The sequence below is a fragment of the Mucilaginibacter angelicae genome, from assembly GCF_042434235.1.
GTDB classification, from domain to species: Bacteria; Bacteroidota; Bacteroidia; order Sphingobacteriales; family Sphingobacteriaceae; genus Mucilaginibacter; species Mucilaginibacter angelicae.
The window spans coordinates 1-14802 of the sequence record NZ_JBHLTS010000001.1 but is presented as its reverse complement, the minus strand read 5'-3'; the positions used below and the strand labels follow the sequence as shown (position 1 = coordinate 14802).

The 14802-nt window shown below is 43.0% G+C and carries 10 protein-coding genes; 5 read left to right on the top strand and 5 right to left on the bottom strand.

The window, feature by feature from the left end:
* Nucleotides 1-181: 181 nt before the first annotated feature.
* Nucleotides 182-1084: a VOC family protein gene (locus ACFFGT_RS00050; protein ID WP_377020440.1), complete on the bottom strand. Its 903-nt coding sequence runs from the start codon at nucleotides 1082-1084 to the stop codon at nucleotides 182-184.
* 248 nt (nucleotides 1085-1332) lie between these two features.
* Here ACFFGT_RS00050 and ACFFGT_RS00045 point away from each other — a divergent pair, with 248 nt between their 5' ends.
* Nucleotides 1333-1704 (top strand): hypothetical protein, encoded by a 372-nt coding sequence (locus ACFFGT_RS00045; RefSeq protein WP_377020439.1) that lies wholly within the window; start codon nucleotides 1333-1335, stop codon nucleotides 1702-1704.
* Between the two features lie 30 nt (nucleotides 1705-1734).
* On the opposite strand, the gene ACFFGT_RS00040 is transcribed toward ACFFGT_RS00045, so the two are convergent.
* A complete protein-coding gene (locus ACFFGT_RS00040; protein ID WP_377020438.1) occupies nucleotides 1735-4185 on the bottom strand; it encodes a TonB-dependent receptor domain-containing protein in 2451 nt (816 codons plus the stop codon).
* 230 nt (nucleotides 4186-4415) lie between these two features.
* On the opposite strand from ACFFGT_RS00040, the gene ACFFGT_RS00035 reads away from it, so the two are divergent.
* From ACFFGT_RS00035 to ACFFGT_RS00020, 4 genes are all read left to right on the top strand, one after another.
* Nucleotides 4416-5546 (top strand): sensor histidine kinase, encoded by a 1131-nt coding sequence (locus ACFFGT_RS00035; RefSeq protein ID WP_377020437.1) that lies wholly within the window; start codon nucleotides 4416-4418, stop codon nucleotides 5544-5546.
* A 135-nt stretch (nucleotides 5547-5681) separates the two neighbouring features.
* Nucleotides 5682-6557 carry an alpha/beta fold hydrolase gene (locus ACFFGT_RS00030; protein ID WP_377020436.1) on the top strand — a complete coding sequence of 292 codons (876 nt, stop codon included), beginning with the start codon at nucleotides 5682-5684 and terminating at the stop codon, nucleotides 6555-6557.
* 366 nt (nucleotides 6558-6923) lie between these two features.
* Entirely contained in the window at nucleotides 6924-7331 is a 408-nt protein-coding gene (locus ACFFGT_RS00025) for an EthD family reductase (protein ID WP_377020435.1), read from the top strand.
* A gap of 262 nt (nucleotides 7332-7593) precedes the next feature.
* Entirely contained in the window at nucleotides 7594-9285 is a 1692-nt protein-coding gene (locus ACFFGT_RS00020; RefSeq protein WP_377020434.1) for an outer membrane protein assembly factor BamB family protein, read from the top strand.
* Between the two features lie 177 nt (nucleotides 9286-9462).
* Here ACFFGT_RS00020 and ACFFGT_RS00015 read toward each other — a convergent pair whose 3' ends face one another.
* From ACFFGT_RS00015 to ACFFGT_RS00005, 3 genes are all read right to left on the bottom strand, one after another.
* Nucleotides 9463-10269 carry a hypothetical protein gene (locus tag ACFFGT_RS00015; RefSeq protein WP_377020433.1) on the bottom strand — a complete coding sequence of 269 codons (807 nt, stop codon included), beginning with the start codon at nucleotides 10267-10269 and terminating at the stop codon, nucleotides 9463-9465.
* A gap of 403 nt (nucleotides 10270-10672) precedes the next feature.
* Nucleotides 10673-14377 carry an FtsX-like permease family protein gene (locus tag ACFFGT_RS00010; RefSeq protein WP_377020432.1) on the bottom strand — a complete coding sequence of 1235 codons (3705 nt, stop codon included), beginning with the start codon at nucleotides 14375-14377 and terminating at the stop codon, nucleotides 10673-10675.
* A gap of 235 nt (nucleotides 14378-14612) precedes the next feature.
* Nucleotides 14613-14802 (bottom strand): hypothetical protein (locus ACFFGT_RS00005; protein ID WP_377020431.1); only part of this gene is annotated, 190 nt, incomplete at its 5' end.

Below are 14802 nucleotides of genomic sequence, written 5' to 3'. Positions count from 1 at the left end.
CAATCCCTGTTCCAAATTTACAACAAACTGATATACAAAAAATTACTTCTGCCCTTACATATCACTGTAACAAAACCGGACAGCCTGCTGTCCGGTTTTGGAAGACCAATTGGCCTTCCGGATACTGCTGAAATTGCGACTAATGACTCTTGATTTAACCAGGATAACCCCAATTAATTGATCACTCACCAGCATAGGCCCGCTGCAGGGTTGCGACATCTACTTTCTTCATCGTCATAAAAGTCTCCGTAACCTGTGCGATCTGTTCAGCGGTACCATTTTTGAGTGCATCGAGCATAACTGTGGAAGCCACCTGCCATGATACGCCGTATTTATCCTTTAACCAACCGCATTGCCCGGCTTCGCCACCGGCTGTAAGTGCATCCCAGTAGTAATCGATCTCTTCCTGGGTTTCGCATGGGATTAATAACGATACAGCATCGTTAAAATTGAAACCATGCTGATGTGCACTATCCATAGCGGCCAGCCAGGTTTGGTCGATGTAAAAATCAGCGAACATGAGTGTGCCTGCTTTATCGGGCCCCATATCCTCCGGACGCGGTGCCGTGGTGCCGCGTTTGCTATTTTTAAACACAGCACAGTAAAAATTTATTGCATCATCGGCTTTACCTGCCACCGGTGGGGTAAACATCAGCGAAGGAACAATCACGGGCCGCTCCTCACCTGCCGGATTGGTCAGGATCAGCTGCCATGATATGCCGTATTTGTCTTCAACCCAACCGTAACGTTTGCTGAAAGGGTAGGCATCCAATGGCATCATCACTTTGCCTTTTTCAATCAGTTTATTCCAAACTTCGTCGATATGTTGAGCTGCATCAGGATCACGTGAAGGATCAAAATTGATCATAAAGGAAATGGAGGGATTGATGCCAAGCTTATGTGCGGAACTAATGCCGAAGAACGACTGGCCGGCAATAGTAAATTCTACTACCTGGCATTCGCCATCGCTCATTGAAAAGTGATTGGCATAATTAATGGCCGAATCAGGCATGAACGACGCGTAGAATTCAGCAGCTTGTTTTGCATCCTGGTCGAACCAGAGGTGTGGTTTGATGGGTAACATAGGTAAATAATTTTGGTGTTGATATATGGTTAAAACTCGTAAGCGTTAATTGTTTTGACAGCATTATTTAACTATTTCAAAATTAAATGGTTTTTTGCTGCTAAAGTGGGGGATTCGGGACATTTTAAGGGGTGTATTGCGACAGGATTTAACATGCACTCAAATTGTCAAACTGTATGAAAAGCCGTTTATTTTTCATAACGGTAAACTATATTGCATCATTGAAAAATAACATTTATTCCTGAGTTATGAAAAAGCCGATGCCATTTGATTTCCTGCTGGATTATTTACCTGCCGGCGTAATCGTTAAACCGGCTGTTGGCATGTTCTACATTTATTTTGATCGAAAGATTGTGCTGATATTCCGGCAGGTTGGCAAAAACCCGCAGCACAATGGCATCTGGATCTCCACTAAGCGGGAAGATCATGCCAGTTTGAAAGCAGAAATATCTGCAATCACCGACTTTGTATTGGACGAAGCCTTTGATACCGCCTGGCTGCTGCTCAGCAACAACAACGATGATTTTGAGAGCGCGGCCATACAGCTCTGCGAAATGGTTTCGCGTAAGGACAAAAGGATTGGCAAAGTAACGCCTAAAAGTATAGCGATGTTTGAGTAGTAGCTTGTTGATTTGTGACAACAAAACCAATCACAACCTGCTCCGCTCATCCCCGGAACCGCTATCCCTCTTCTCCCGGTTTTTAATACCTGTTGACCCAAACGGACGATAATAAGTCAATTTTACAATAGTCCCCAACCTCGATTCTGTATTATAAATTACATGTACCCTGGTATTAAAGGCATCTGTAGTAAGCAGGCCTACATCGCTTTGGTACCTGCCGGACCTGAACACATCGGTAACCGACAGCTTTAAATTACCCTTGCCTATTTCTTTCTTCAGGCCAAAGTTTAGGATGGTATTGCTATAAGATCGCCAATTGGCACTATAAGAAGGCGAATTATAGTATCCGGATAACTCAGCAGAGATACCATGTTTTAACTTAAAGTTCTCGCTGAAATTAAAGGAGCCGGCAACAAAAATTTTCTCAAACGGTTGCGGCGTAAATGAGATCTTGTATTGCCTTAATCCGCCTGTAATGGTATAATTCATATCCCACCAATCGTTTATTTTGACAGGAATTGTAGCTTGTAAGGTTATTGAATTTTGCCAGTCGGCATTTTCCGGCCGCAAATAAACCACTCCTTTTACCGGCCCTGTGGTTCCCTGGATCCCCAGGATGGGATGATCATCGCGGCTGAACAATAAAGAAAACAGGTAGTCATGGTAATTATAGCCAAATTTAAGATTGCGGGTAATGGTCGGTTTTAAGAGCGGGTTTCCCGTAAAAACCGATACCGGGTCGTTATAGCTCACATAGGAAGCCAGCTCACTGTACGATGGCCTCGTGATCCGTTCGGTGTAGGAAGCCTCCCATGATGAATGATCGTTCAGTTTTCTTGAAAAAAACACGGATGGAAAAAGCCTGCTCAGTTTACGGTCTACCCGGAAATTGGTATCAGCTGACTTGTCTGTGTAATTATGCGAGTATTCATAACGGGCACCTGCAACCAGGCTGGTAGCCGAATCGAGCTGCATGTTGAAGCTAAAATAACCCGCATTAATCGATTCATACGTTACAAAGTTATTAGCTGCTCCTACTGTATTGGGTACCCAAATGCCGTTCTCCAAATCCTCAATAGCAGAGCGGGCGGCGGTACGACTGTAAGTGGCTTTAGCGCCGGCTTCAAGCTTTATTTTTTTATTCACTTGTGCCGAATAATCAAGCTTGCCGATCAGCACTTTTATCAGCGTGTTGCCAAAACTGCGCTGCATAGGCGAATAAAGGCTATCGGCACTACCCGCCGCATTACCCCTATCATCGGTAAAAGAACTTTGCGAACCAGACTGTGACCGCGCATTATAATACAGGTAATCAAAATCAGCGCGAATCTTCTGTTTACCTGCCAAATCTTTTTCGAGATAAAAATTGGTGATGGCGTTACCGAGGTGGGCGGAGCTGTTAAATAACGAATTATAAGTCAATGACGGTGCATTCGCAAAAAGGTAATAGCCATAGTTATGAGGGTTGTTAGTATTGCCGCCACCCCAATAATTGACACTGCCGCCAATAGTGGTTCCTGTATCAAGTTTTATATCTGCACCCACCGTGCCGTCGTTAAAGTTAGAAATTGGCTTGCTGATACCCGTGTAACTAAAATCTGCTTGTCCGCCTACTATCTCCGCATTCTCGGAGCCTGTTGCATAAAGGCCGCCGTAGTCATGACTGTGCCAGTAGGAATATGCCCCATACAGGTTAACCTTACTGGTATTGTGATTGACATTGAAACCAGCCGAAGCTTTTTCATACATGCCATAGCCTCCCGTAAGTGTAATTGAACCATTGGTGCCACGTTTTTTATTTTTTTTGGTCACGATATTAATGATGCCTGCATTGCCTTCTGCATCGTATTTTGCCGGGGGGGTATTCATCAGTTCTATCTTATCGATATTATCCGCGCTCATGCCGCCTAATAAAGTTATCAACTGATCCATCGACATACGCATGAGCCGCCCGTCTATCATCACCATTACACCTGTTTTACCGTTGAGCGAGATAGTATTGTTATGCTGATCGAGGATAACACCCGGCGACCGCTGCAATACGTCCAGTATGGAGCTGCCCTGCGTCATGATGCTGTTTTGTACGTTCACCGTTACGCCTTCGGCTGTTTGCTGTACCTGTGGCTTGTACGCGCGGATCACCACTTCGCGCAGCTGCCTGCCGGTTTGTTTCATTATCAACCGGCCCAGGTTTGCCTGTAGCCCCCGGCCTACATCAAAAATTGCCGATCTGTAGGCTTGATATCCTGCAGCAGTTACAAGCAGGATATATTTTCCGGGCTGCACACTGTTGATATGAAAAGTGCCGGTATCAGTTACTGCGGCTGATCGGATGATGGCACTATCGGCCGACCGCTTCAATGCGATAGTAGCGAACGGAACGGGCTTGCCGGTGGTATCGGCTATCCGTCCTGTTACCTGGCCAAAAGCACCGGCCGCAATAAATAGGCATAATATGGAAATGATGAAGGATTTCATGTATTGACTATTTCAGCCTAAATAACTCATCTTATCCCGGACCGAAAAAACGGATTGATGAGCACCTGTGCCCGATTGATGAAATGCACAAACATGACGAATTTGGTGAGGAACGGTATTTCAACCCGGTTAATTACCAGATATAAGCTGCAAGATGCATTTCGTCAATTATTTAATTCCATTGGTATGCAATCAGGGTTAATATCAGTCAATTAACCTAAATTAGTGTTATGGCGTTTAGTCACTTCAATCAAAGCTGGTTCGTTAGGTACAAATTGTATCACATACCGTTCTGGGTGTTATATAACTACCTGCTGTTTTCATTAGCTATTGACAGTCCTACCCAGGCAGCTCACGAATATTTTTTCTCTGTCTACTTTGTCAAATGTTTCTTTTATGTGCTCTTTCCGGCATTTGCCGTTTATTTAAATTTATACTTTCTGATCCCGCATTTTCTGCAAAAAGGACACTACGGCTGGTATTTCTTTCTCCTGGCCCTGACCATTGCTGCCTCTTCTGTGCTGATCATACCGGGCTATTACCTGAGCGCCTGGTTAGCCGGCGGCAGTGCAAGAACTATGTTTGGCCTCAACGGCGACTGGAACAGTTTTTATCACCTGGCCAAATCCGACCCCTTAAAATCAACCATAGCTGCTACTACGCTGGGCATGAGCATTAAACTGACCAAAAATTGGATGGAAACGCAACGGCGGCAGAGAGAGTTGGAGAAGGAAAAGCTGGAAACGGAACTTAAATTTTTGAAATACCAGTTTAATCCGCATTTTTTGTTCAATAGCATCAACTCCATTTTTTTCCTGATCCATAAAAATCCTGACATTGCTTCGGCTTCGCTGGCCCAATTTTCCGACTTGCTTCGTCACCAGCTTTATGAATCGAACGATAGCCTGATACCCTTAAAAAAGGAAATCGCTTACCTCGAAAACTTTATCGAACTGGAAAAATTACGGCAAAGTCCCGATCTGAAAACAGTGTTTAATATCGATGATGATTATTCGCCCGGCTTAGGCATAGCGCCTTTTATCCTGATGACTTTTGTAGAGAACGCATTTAAACACGTATCCAAACACAAGGATAGCCCAAACTGGATCAGGATGGATCTTAAAATTGACGGACAGAGCTTGAAAATGATTATTGCCAACAGCAGGGCCGATAATGATTCACAGCAGGTGATCCATTACGGTGGTATTGGCTTGAAAAATGTACAGCGGCGATTAGACCTGTTATATCCGGAATGTTATCAATTAGATATTCAACAGTCGGACGAAGATTTTAGGGTAATTTTTGAACTGCAATTGGCAGAAGTTAGTGTGAGTGCTTCGCTTGAATTTATGGACAAATAATAATCGCAAAACTGTAAAACGGCAATAATTTGTCGCGATCCACCCCTTAAGCTGTCGCTTTTACACAGCGTAAAATCCTGAATTGCTTTCGATCTTTGTAGTGTCAATAAAATCAAACCATTTAAATAACGTTTTATGAAAAGAGTATTCAAAGGATCTGATGTCCAAAAACCTGCGTTAATAATTGCTATGCTTCTTTTTACAGTATTTCAGTCTAAAGGACAACAGCTTAAACCTGCCGACAGTGGCTACATACCTGTTAATGGTATTAAAGTTTATTACGAAGTATATGGAGCGGGTAAGCCTATTGTTTTACTGCATGGCGCTTTTATGACCATTGAAGGAAACTGGGGCCAGCTAATCCCTGAATTGTCAAAAACAAGAAAAGTGATTGCCATTGAATTCCAGGGGCATGGCCATACGCAGTTTTCAGACAGAAAAATGGCCCTGGCTACCCTGGCAAGCGATGTGGAAGGAGTAATGGATCACCTAAAAGTTGATAGTGCTGATGTTGTAGGATATAGCATGGGTGGTTCCGTGGCTTACCAGTTGGCAGTAACAAGCCCTAAACGGGTAACAAGATTAGTGATCATTTCTTCTACCTATAAAAGTGCCGGCTGGCGACCAGAAGTGCTCAATGCGTTTAAAGGCATGAAACCTGAATTATTTACAGATAGTCCTATGAAAACGGCCTACGATGCGGTTGCGCCCGACAAAACAAAATGGACGAAGTTCATAGAACAGATGCTTAATTTTGTAAAGGAACCATTTAACATGGGAGATAACAATATTGCGAAAATTCCGATGCCGGTATTGATCATCTCGGGCGACAATGATGGCCTGGATAAAGTTGAGTTGATGAAAACATACCAACTATTGGGAGGCGGTATATCTGCTGATATGGCACCGATGCCAAAATCGCATTTGGCCGTTGTTCCTTCACAGAGTCATGTTAGCTTAATGATGCAGGCAAACACCATATTAGGTTACCTGGATGGCTTTTTAAAGTAAACACAATTATATCTGGTATTAAAAAGATGCATCGATAAATATGTTCTAACTATTTATACTTGCATAGATAACGATAAAGGGAGGAAAGTCAAAAGCCTCAAATCTTTCGATTTGAGGCTTTTGATTATATTTTGTAAATGCAATTTACCGGCATATCCATTCGAAGAAAGTATAAACTTTAAGCAGCAAGGCATATCCAGCTGAAGTAGTGACTATCACGGTTATCGTGAAAACACACCAAAGGCAAAAAAGTATGGTGTAAAACTTCAAATTTTAGTCAGCATAACGCTTTGTGAATAAAGGCAATATTTTAATATTTGCATAATGCATTAAAATTGAACACTTTACCAGTTAAATAAACCAATTATGAAATTAAGACTAATTTTATCATTTTTCCTTTTAAGCACTTGTTTTACCGCGTTTAGTCAAGAAAAGCAGAACGCCGTTATTGTTGAAAAAGGCTTAATTAAAGTATCCATCATGTACCCTTATGCCGAAGGTAAAACCTTTAATATGGAATATTATGAAACTAAGCACATGCCTATGGTAGCACGGTTTTTAGGATCAAATTTGGTTAAATACACCATTGAAAAAGGACTTGCCAGTGGTATTCCTAACCAACCACTGCCTTTTATGGCTATTGGCACTTTTTATGTAAAAAGCCTAAGCGACTATCAAGCGGCTATCGGGCCGAATAGAGACGCCATTCGTGCGGATTTTTCAAATTACACTAATATCAGTCCTGTCATTTTGGTAAGTGAAGTGATAAAGTAAACATAACATTTTCACAAAATGGCGACCTCAAAAGCCCCAGATCTTTCGATCTGAGGCTTTCTGCAATGTAACAGGAATGGGCCCAATATCTAATTATATGCATGCTGTCTGTGATATTTCTGCACTTGCCGGTACAGAATCGGTACCACATAATGGCGTATCTCAAGATCAAATTTTAAACAGTCTGTTTTGATCTCATTTACGCATGGTATGCTTTAAATAATTTGCTACATTTAGTGTATAGTAGACGCCCCCCTTCGATATGCCTTATTACCCGAACACCGTCGTTGGTAAAACGACCTGTAAGAACATCATTTACCGCCCCGGTATTTTGATTTTAGCATTGTTGCTGATAATTTCCTGCAAAAAACCGAAGCCTGATTTATCATCTAATAAATATCTTACCGGGTTCGTATTACCAATACCAGGGAGTCCGGGAGCTTTAGAACAAACCCATATCGGCGATGATACCGTTACCATCAGCGTCTCCCCGGGCGTTTCGCTATCCGGCCTCACGCCGACTGTCACATTTGAGGGAAAAAGTATCAGTCCTTCGGCAACATCAAGCGAGGATTTTAGCAAACCTCTTCGCTACACTATCACTGCGCAGGATGGGAGCACTAAAAGCTATGTGGTATTGGTTCGATTTTATTCATCGAAAAAAAGTATTACTTCCTTTGTATTCAAAGCTGCCGACAATAACGGCGTACTAAGCAAAGACATAACGGCGAAGATCAAAAATGATTCTATTGTAGCCATCGTTCCACCCGGTACTGATTTGAGCAAGCTGGTACCTGATATCACCTATAACAGCCAAACTATATCGCCCGCAAATAAAACAGCCCAGGATTTTAACGGAACGGTGAGCTATTCCCTTACTGCCGAAGACATCACAAGCGTTACCTATAAGGTATTTGCCGGCGCACCGGGCACCTTATATTTTGGCGATAACAACGGCTATATCTATGCCCTGGATGCGGTAACGGCCCGCGTTAAATGGAAGTTTCAAACCGGCGGCGCTATTGCAGCTACGCCTACTGTTTATAAAAATACGTTGATTGCGGGTAGCAGCGATGCTTACGTTTATGCAATTGATACAGCTAAAGGGAAACTGGTATGGAAAGCATTTGTGGAAGGCGGAGTAGCGGAGCCGCCTTGCGTAGCCAACGATATGATTTACGTTGCCGGCTTTGCACTTTATGCCCTGGATGCCCGAACCGGTAAAGAAATATGGAACGTTGGTTACCGAGGTTCGGTAAGTGTAACGGTGAGTGGCGGCATAGCTTATGTTACAGACGGCTCGATTTATTATGGACTTGTCATCTACAACGCCTTAACGGGCGAAAAGCTGCCGGCAAAAGGCGTTTCCTATCTCGGACTCCCCAATCCGGCAGTGGCAAACGGAAGGGTTTACACGCAGGGTGCCGAAAGCCTGTTGCAAGCCTTTACAGCAGGCAGTCTCGACCCTTTGTGGACCTATAACCTGCCCGGTGTGGCCGGAATACCTGTTTCTTCAGATCCGACTGTAAATAATGGCATCGTTTATTTTTGCGGTTATGGCCAAAACACCGGCGAGTTCGGGATCTATGCACTTGATGCCATTACCGGCAAGCCAAAATGGTATGCACCGCACACCTATCAACGCGCACCACTTGTACAAAATGGTTCTATCTGGACAACCGACATTAACCGCGACGCCATTTTTATACTGGATGCCCAAACCGGTCAGCAAAAAACAACTTTTAAACTACCGATCACTACCAGCATTGATCCGTTTATGGCCGGTAATACCTTATTCCAGCCGGATAAGGGGCAAAGCTTATGGGCATTTGATCCGTATCACGGTGCAACTAAATGGCAATTTGTAGCCACTGCTGCAGTTGCTGCGCCGCCATTATTTATTGACGGAAGCGGAAATATCACCCGCCCGGGAAACAGCGGTGAACAAAATTGAGTGGAATTTTATATACTGATTAAAACAAAAGCCTCCAATCTTTCGACTGAGGCTTTTGTTTTGTAGTGGGAGCAGGACTAAAATCGAACTATTAATGGATGCCTTAAAAGATTTGATTTTGAAAGAAGCTCCTCGCTTATATCACAGATACCTCCAAAGCTGTATTATCATATATAATTACTGACTATCAAGTATAAATATTTTGCCGGAGTACTCCTTAATACTTTTTTGTACTTCCTTTATTTGGCTAAACATTGTTTCTGCAACGCCATAATGATTATTTGTATAAGAGCGTCGATAATTAGGATTAGCTTCTTCTTTAAGATCAGCTTCTTCATTTTCAGCCCTGATATCGATTAAAGCCAGTTCTGCCTGCTCAATCAATCGGCGATCTTTCTTATAATCATTTAAGAAATTCAATGTTTTTTCTGTATAATAATTTCCATCGCTAAACTTATAATCCTTATCCAGGCAAACTTTATTTAAAAGTACAAGCAGATAATCCAGGCCATCTTTATATACATCATTCTCCCATAAGTAGTAATGCCCGTCATAGGTATCTATCTTATTCTCTAAATCATTCATGTCAGTATATGTATAGAGTTGATTAAGATAGACCCAGCATTTATCCTTTTGTCCGAGTTCATAAATTTGCTCAAATCCATACTTAGCAAAACTTGAATTAAATCTATCAATTGATGAATACTCTATCATATCCGACTCCCATAGCCAATCCATAGCCACACCCAGGTATAGCACGTTTGCCTTTGCAGGATCGCTTCTAAAAGTCGTAATTATTTCTCCTGCACTTAAATACTGTTGGAGATTAATATATTTCCATCCATATTTAATTAACTGTTCATTTTCTCTCAAAACATATTCAAAGAATGATAAATTGCCCCTTAGTTCGTTTTGGAGAGTATCGGCGAGTGTGGTTGAAAGCGCCTGCTCGTTCAATCTAAAAGTATACGTTTCCCTTCCCATAAAATACAGCCTTTATTGGTGTTATTTCTGCATCCAATATAATCAACATTTTAATTCAATAAGATAACCGCTTCAGGGCTGCGCCCGAAGCCGGGATTTTAGGCACAAACTAACCTGCAAGCGCAACTCTGAAAACAACAAAAGCCCCAAATCTTTCGATTTGCGGCTTTTGTTTTGTAACGGGAGCAGGACTAAAATCGAACCTCCTGGTTAAAAGTATGAGACTTGTATCTACAATTACCTCCTTGATTTGAATCCGGTCGGCGAGCAATGATTCATATCGAAATCGTTTTTCCAAAACTTCAAGAACAGCCCCCCTTAATGGCAGATGATAAAGCCAGTATTTGACGATCTGTTTAAATCATTCAATTCTCAAACTTTCTCTTCGGCAGCGCTGGCTCATTCATTCAGCACGCAGACTTTTCACCGGGTTCACAATAGCTGCTTTAATTGTCTGAAAACTGGAGGCTATGAACGCAACCAGCAACATGCCCACCCCGCTGACCGCAAAAATCCACCAGCTGATGATCGTCCTGTCTGCATAGCTTTCCATCCATTTGTTCATAGCATACCACGCCAATGGTGTTACTATGGCGAATGCCAGCAGGAGGAGCAATACCAATTCAGTAGATAGCAGGGTTACGATTTGAGCCACGGATGCGCCGAGAACTTTGCGTACGCCGATCTCCTTGGTGCGCTGGCTTGTAGTATAAATAGCCAGGCCCAGCAATCCAAGGCAGCTGATTAGTACCGACAGCCCGGTGGCCCAGCTTAACAAGGTTGAAGTTTGTCTTTCCTGGTTATAAAACTGAGCTATCGATTTATCGTAAAACTGGAAATTGGCATCGTCATCCGGGTACATCTCTTTCCATATTTTTGTCATAGCGGCCATGGTTTTTGCCCATTCGCCGCCACCAGCAGTTTCCGATTTCAGCGCAATGTGGATATTTCCGTTCTGGTAATTGTTTTTATCACCAGCGGCCAGTATCACGACCGGACTTATTGGAGATTGGAGCGAATGCGTGTAAAAGTTGCCGGCTACACCAACAATGCGCATATCGGTTGAACTATTCATTTTTCCGAGTATTTTGCCGATGGCATCGCCTGGGGTTTTAAATCCAAGTATTTTAGCATATTTTTCGTTAATCACCAGCGCATGCGATGTATCACTTGGCAGTATTCCACGCCCGGCAAGTATTTTAATATGATACAGCTTCATGTAATTTTCATCGCCATATTTCAATTCTACCGGCGTAGTAATTTCCTTTTTCCCATCCTTGTATGTTGCAATGGTACTATTGGTGGAATTGGAAGACGGTGGTGGGAAACCTACGCTTACCATTTCTATTCCGGGCAAGGCCGCGATTTTGCTTGCCATTACCCTGTTGGTTGCCGCTTTGCGGGTTTTGTACGGGGTTTCGGCATAAACTATAGCATCCTTTTTAAAGCCGAGGTCTTTGTGTAATGCATAATAAGTTTGTTTACTTACCAGCATGGTAGCCATGATAAAGAACTGGGCTATCACAAACTGCGACACCGTGAGTGATTTGCGCAGCCAGGCATTCCTTGTTTTGTGGACGTTGCTTTGCGCCTGGTTTTTGAGCACCAGCACAGGCTTGTAGCCCGACAGCATAAGCGCAGGATAAAAACCGGATAACACACCAACTACTGCAATCAAAATGAACAGAAACAGGAAAATATCGGGTTGGTGAATAAAATCGGCCCTGACTCCCGGAGCTATAAAATCTGAGAACAACTTTAAGATCAATGGCGTTAAACCCACAGAAATAATTACCGCAAAAAGTGTGATCAGGAATGTTTCGCTTAAAAACTGCACGATGAGTTGCGGGCGGCTACTACCCATCGTTTTGCGGATACCTATCTCTTTTGCCCTTTGGGTAGCCTGTGCCGTAGTTAAATTGATGAAGTTGATACAGCCCAGCAGCAACAGGAAACCTGCAATGGCCAGCAGCATATATGCCCTGGTTTTACTCGCAGGCCCGCTGAAATCAAAAGTGCCATAAGTTTGATTGAAATGGATATCGCTTAGCGGCTGAACAGTGTAACTCTGTGAACTGTTGTTTTTCAGATCGTCGGCGCTTTGCGGGTTATTCTTTTTGTACATCGCATTTACCTGCTTTTGCACGCCGGCTACTTTAACCTGGGGGAGCAGCTTGATAAACACTTCGGATGCAGAATTGGTGCTTCCCCATTGATCCAGTTGCAGATCGTTACCAAGCCTGGTTTTTGGCCTGGCCGAACTAAATGAAATAAAATCGTGGCACGAAAAATCGGTGTTCTCTTTGATGGTCTCAACTATGCCGGATACCGTCGTTTTCAGTGTGTCGTAGGTAATTGTCTTGCCCAGCATCTGGTCATAGCTAAGCGAAGGGAAATAGACTTTTGCCCGCTCAGACGTAAGCACTACATGGTACGGCTCATTTAGTGCTGCGGTGGGTGAACCGGCAAGCCAAGTATAATGGATGAGTTTAAAATAATTCTGGTCGGCCAGGGTTATATGGTCCTGTCCTTTAAATTTTACGGGCTCGTTGTGCTTGCCGGCAACTGTTATATCAGGGTTCAATGTATATAAAGGCGCTATTATTTCAACCCCTGTTACATTGTTTTTTATTCCGGCGGCCATCGGGGTGGCAACGCCGTAGCTATGGCTCTCGTTGCCCTGGAACTTAAAATTGCTCACCACACGGTATATGCGGTCGCCGTCTTTATGAAATTTGTCGAAAGTAAAATCGTAGTGCACGATGAGGTAGATCACCAATGACGCACTAATGCCTATTGACAGCCCGATGATATTGATCAGGGTAAAAACTTTGTGCTTCCAGAAGTTGCGGAAAGCAATCTTTAAATAATTGCGGAACATAAAATGATAATTTAATTGTTCATGAGACCATTTGGGGACTTCAGGAACTAAAATTATCTGTCTTGTTTGAAACCGGGGTTGCAAATGATAAGTTGAAACCTCTTTTTCAAGTTCGAGCTTGTAGGCCGCAGGATTTTTTCCTGTCAGTTGCTTAAATGCCCGGATGAAAGTGGCTTTAGAGTTAAACCCGGCATCATACGCCATGCCCAACAGGGTTATCCTGTCATAAGCAGGGTCTTGCATTTTTGATGCCACATCCCGTACACGGTATTCATTGATGAAATCATTGAAGTTTTTCTTCAGCGCTGTATTGATGATCCGGGATAATTCGTGCGGATGTATCCCAAGCTGTTCGGCCAGCAAACTAAGACTTAATTCCGGATCCCGGTGATACAAGTTGGCTTCCATTGCTTTTTTGAGCCAGACGCCTTTTCCCCTAAATTCAGCCGGTGGTGATGACCTGGGCGCCGGCGGAGATTGCCGTATGATAGCTCCGGCTTGCGGCTTTAAAAAGGCGGCCATGGCGGTCCAGATAATAATTACTGCGAAAAAGATATAAAAAGGATAATAAACGTGTATCCCCAATTGATTGCGGTAGCCAAAATAATTAACGGCGGCATAAGCTATCCACAATAACCATAGCAAAGCAGTTGCCACCAGTAAACGGCGCAGCCAGCGAAATTCAAGACGGGAGCGGTCCATCAGGACAGGCTGTAATCGCCGGTAAAAGTTTTCAATGAGTTTGTGTGCGCGATACAGATAGATTATGATCGAAATAAATATCAGCAGTTGTAATACCGGGTTCAGTTGAAGAAAGGCCGGCGTAGCATAGGTAGCAACTCCTATCCTGTCGCTTTCCCACATCTCCAATATGAAGGCGCCCTGTTCCAGCAAAAGCGGACTGAAGTGCAGCAGGTTTTTCCAGGTGAATTTATATTCCGGGCGTGTTATTTTCAGCACATAGAAATACATCAGCGGACCCAGCGCCAATAAAAACTGCATGGGTAACCGGTCCCAGCCTGGCAGGAAGGTTTCCAGCCGGATATCAATAGCTAATACCCGCATCATCCATAAGATCATCGTAACCAGCGCCAGGACAAGCAGGCGGTTTGCACTGCGATTTATACTTTTTACGAATGCCAGCAGCACGGCAAAATTCAGCCCGAGAAATATCATTCCGAAGAAAAACAGATCATACAGGGTGATATGGAGCGTGTAAGAATTCAAGTATGCAAATTAACTCAATTGATGTTCCAAATTCATAACACATTGATATATAAAAAATTGCACCACAACTAATATATACATTTGTAACAAAAACGGACATTAAGGCGTTCGGTTTCGAAATAGCTTTTGGGCGATTGACCCGTCCTGAAAAAGCTATACAGATTTGTGAGTAAATCCTGTAAATACTATACAAGCTATTCTGTTAGTCCTAAGATGAACTATACAGGTCTTTTTTTTAAAGATAAGGATTAAATAACTTGTTGCTTGTTTGTCGCATTAGCATGTGGGAAACTGAAGGAGTTTCCCACATGCTAATGCGTTTTTCTTTTTTTGCTTCTTTTTTTCTTTTTGTGGGACCTCCCTTTTTTGTGGATAACTCATTTAACTTAAACGGGCACAACGAGCGTTTTTTCCTTTTGCCATTT

Excerpts from the sequence above, each read along its gene's own strand:
- ACFFGT_RS00015 (WP_377020433.1), bottom strand. The coding sequence starts at position 10,269 with ATGGGAAGGGAAACGTATACTTTTAGATTGAACGAGCAGGCGCTTTCA.
- ACFFGT_RS00025 (WP_377020435.1), top strand. The coding sequence starts at position 6,924 with ATGAAATTAAGACTAATTTTATCATTTTTCCTTTTAAGCACTTGTTTT.
- ACFFGT_RS00045 (WP_377020439.1), top strand. The coding sequence starts at position 1,333 with ATGAAAAAGCCGATGCCATTTGATTTCCTGCTGGATTATTTACCTGCC.
- ACFFGT_RS00040 (WP_377020438.1), bottom strand. The coding sequence starts at position 4,185 with ATGAAATCCTTCATCATTTCCATATTATGCCTATTTATTGCGGCCGGT.
- ACFFGT_RS00030 (WP_377020436.1), top strand. The coding sequence starts at position 5,682 with ATGAAAAGAGTATTCAAAGGATCTGATGTCCAAAAACCTGCGTTAATA.
- ACFFGT_RS00020 (WP_377020434.1), top strand. The coding sequence starts at position 7,594 with ATGCCTTATTACCCGAACACCGTCGTTGGTAAAACGACCTGTAAGAAC.
- ACFFGT_RS00050 (WP_377020440.1), bottom strand. The coding sequence starts at position 1,084 with ATGTTACCCATCAAACCACACCTCTGGTTCGACCAGGATGCAAAACAA.
- ACFFGT_RS00035 (WP_377020437.1), top strand. The coding sequence starts at position 4,416 with ATGGCGTTTAGTCACTTCAATCAAAGCTGGTTCGTTAGGTACAAATTG.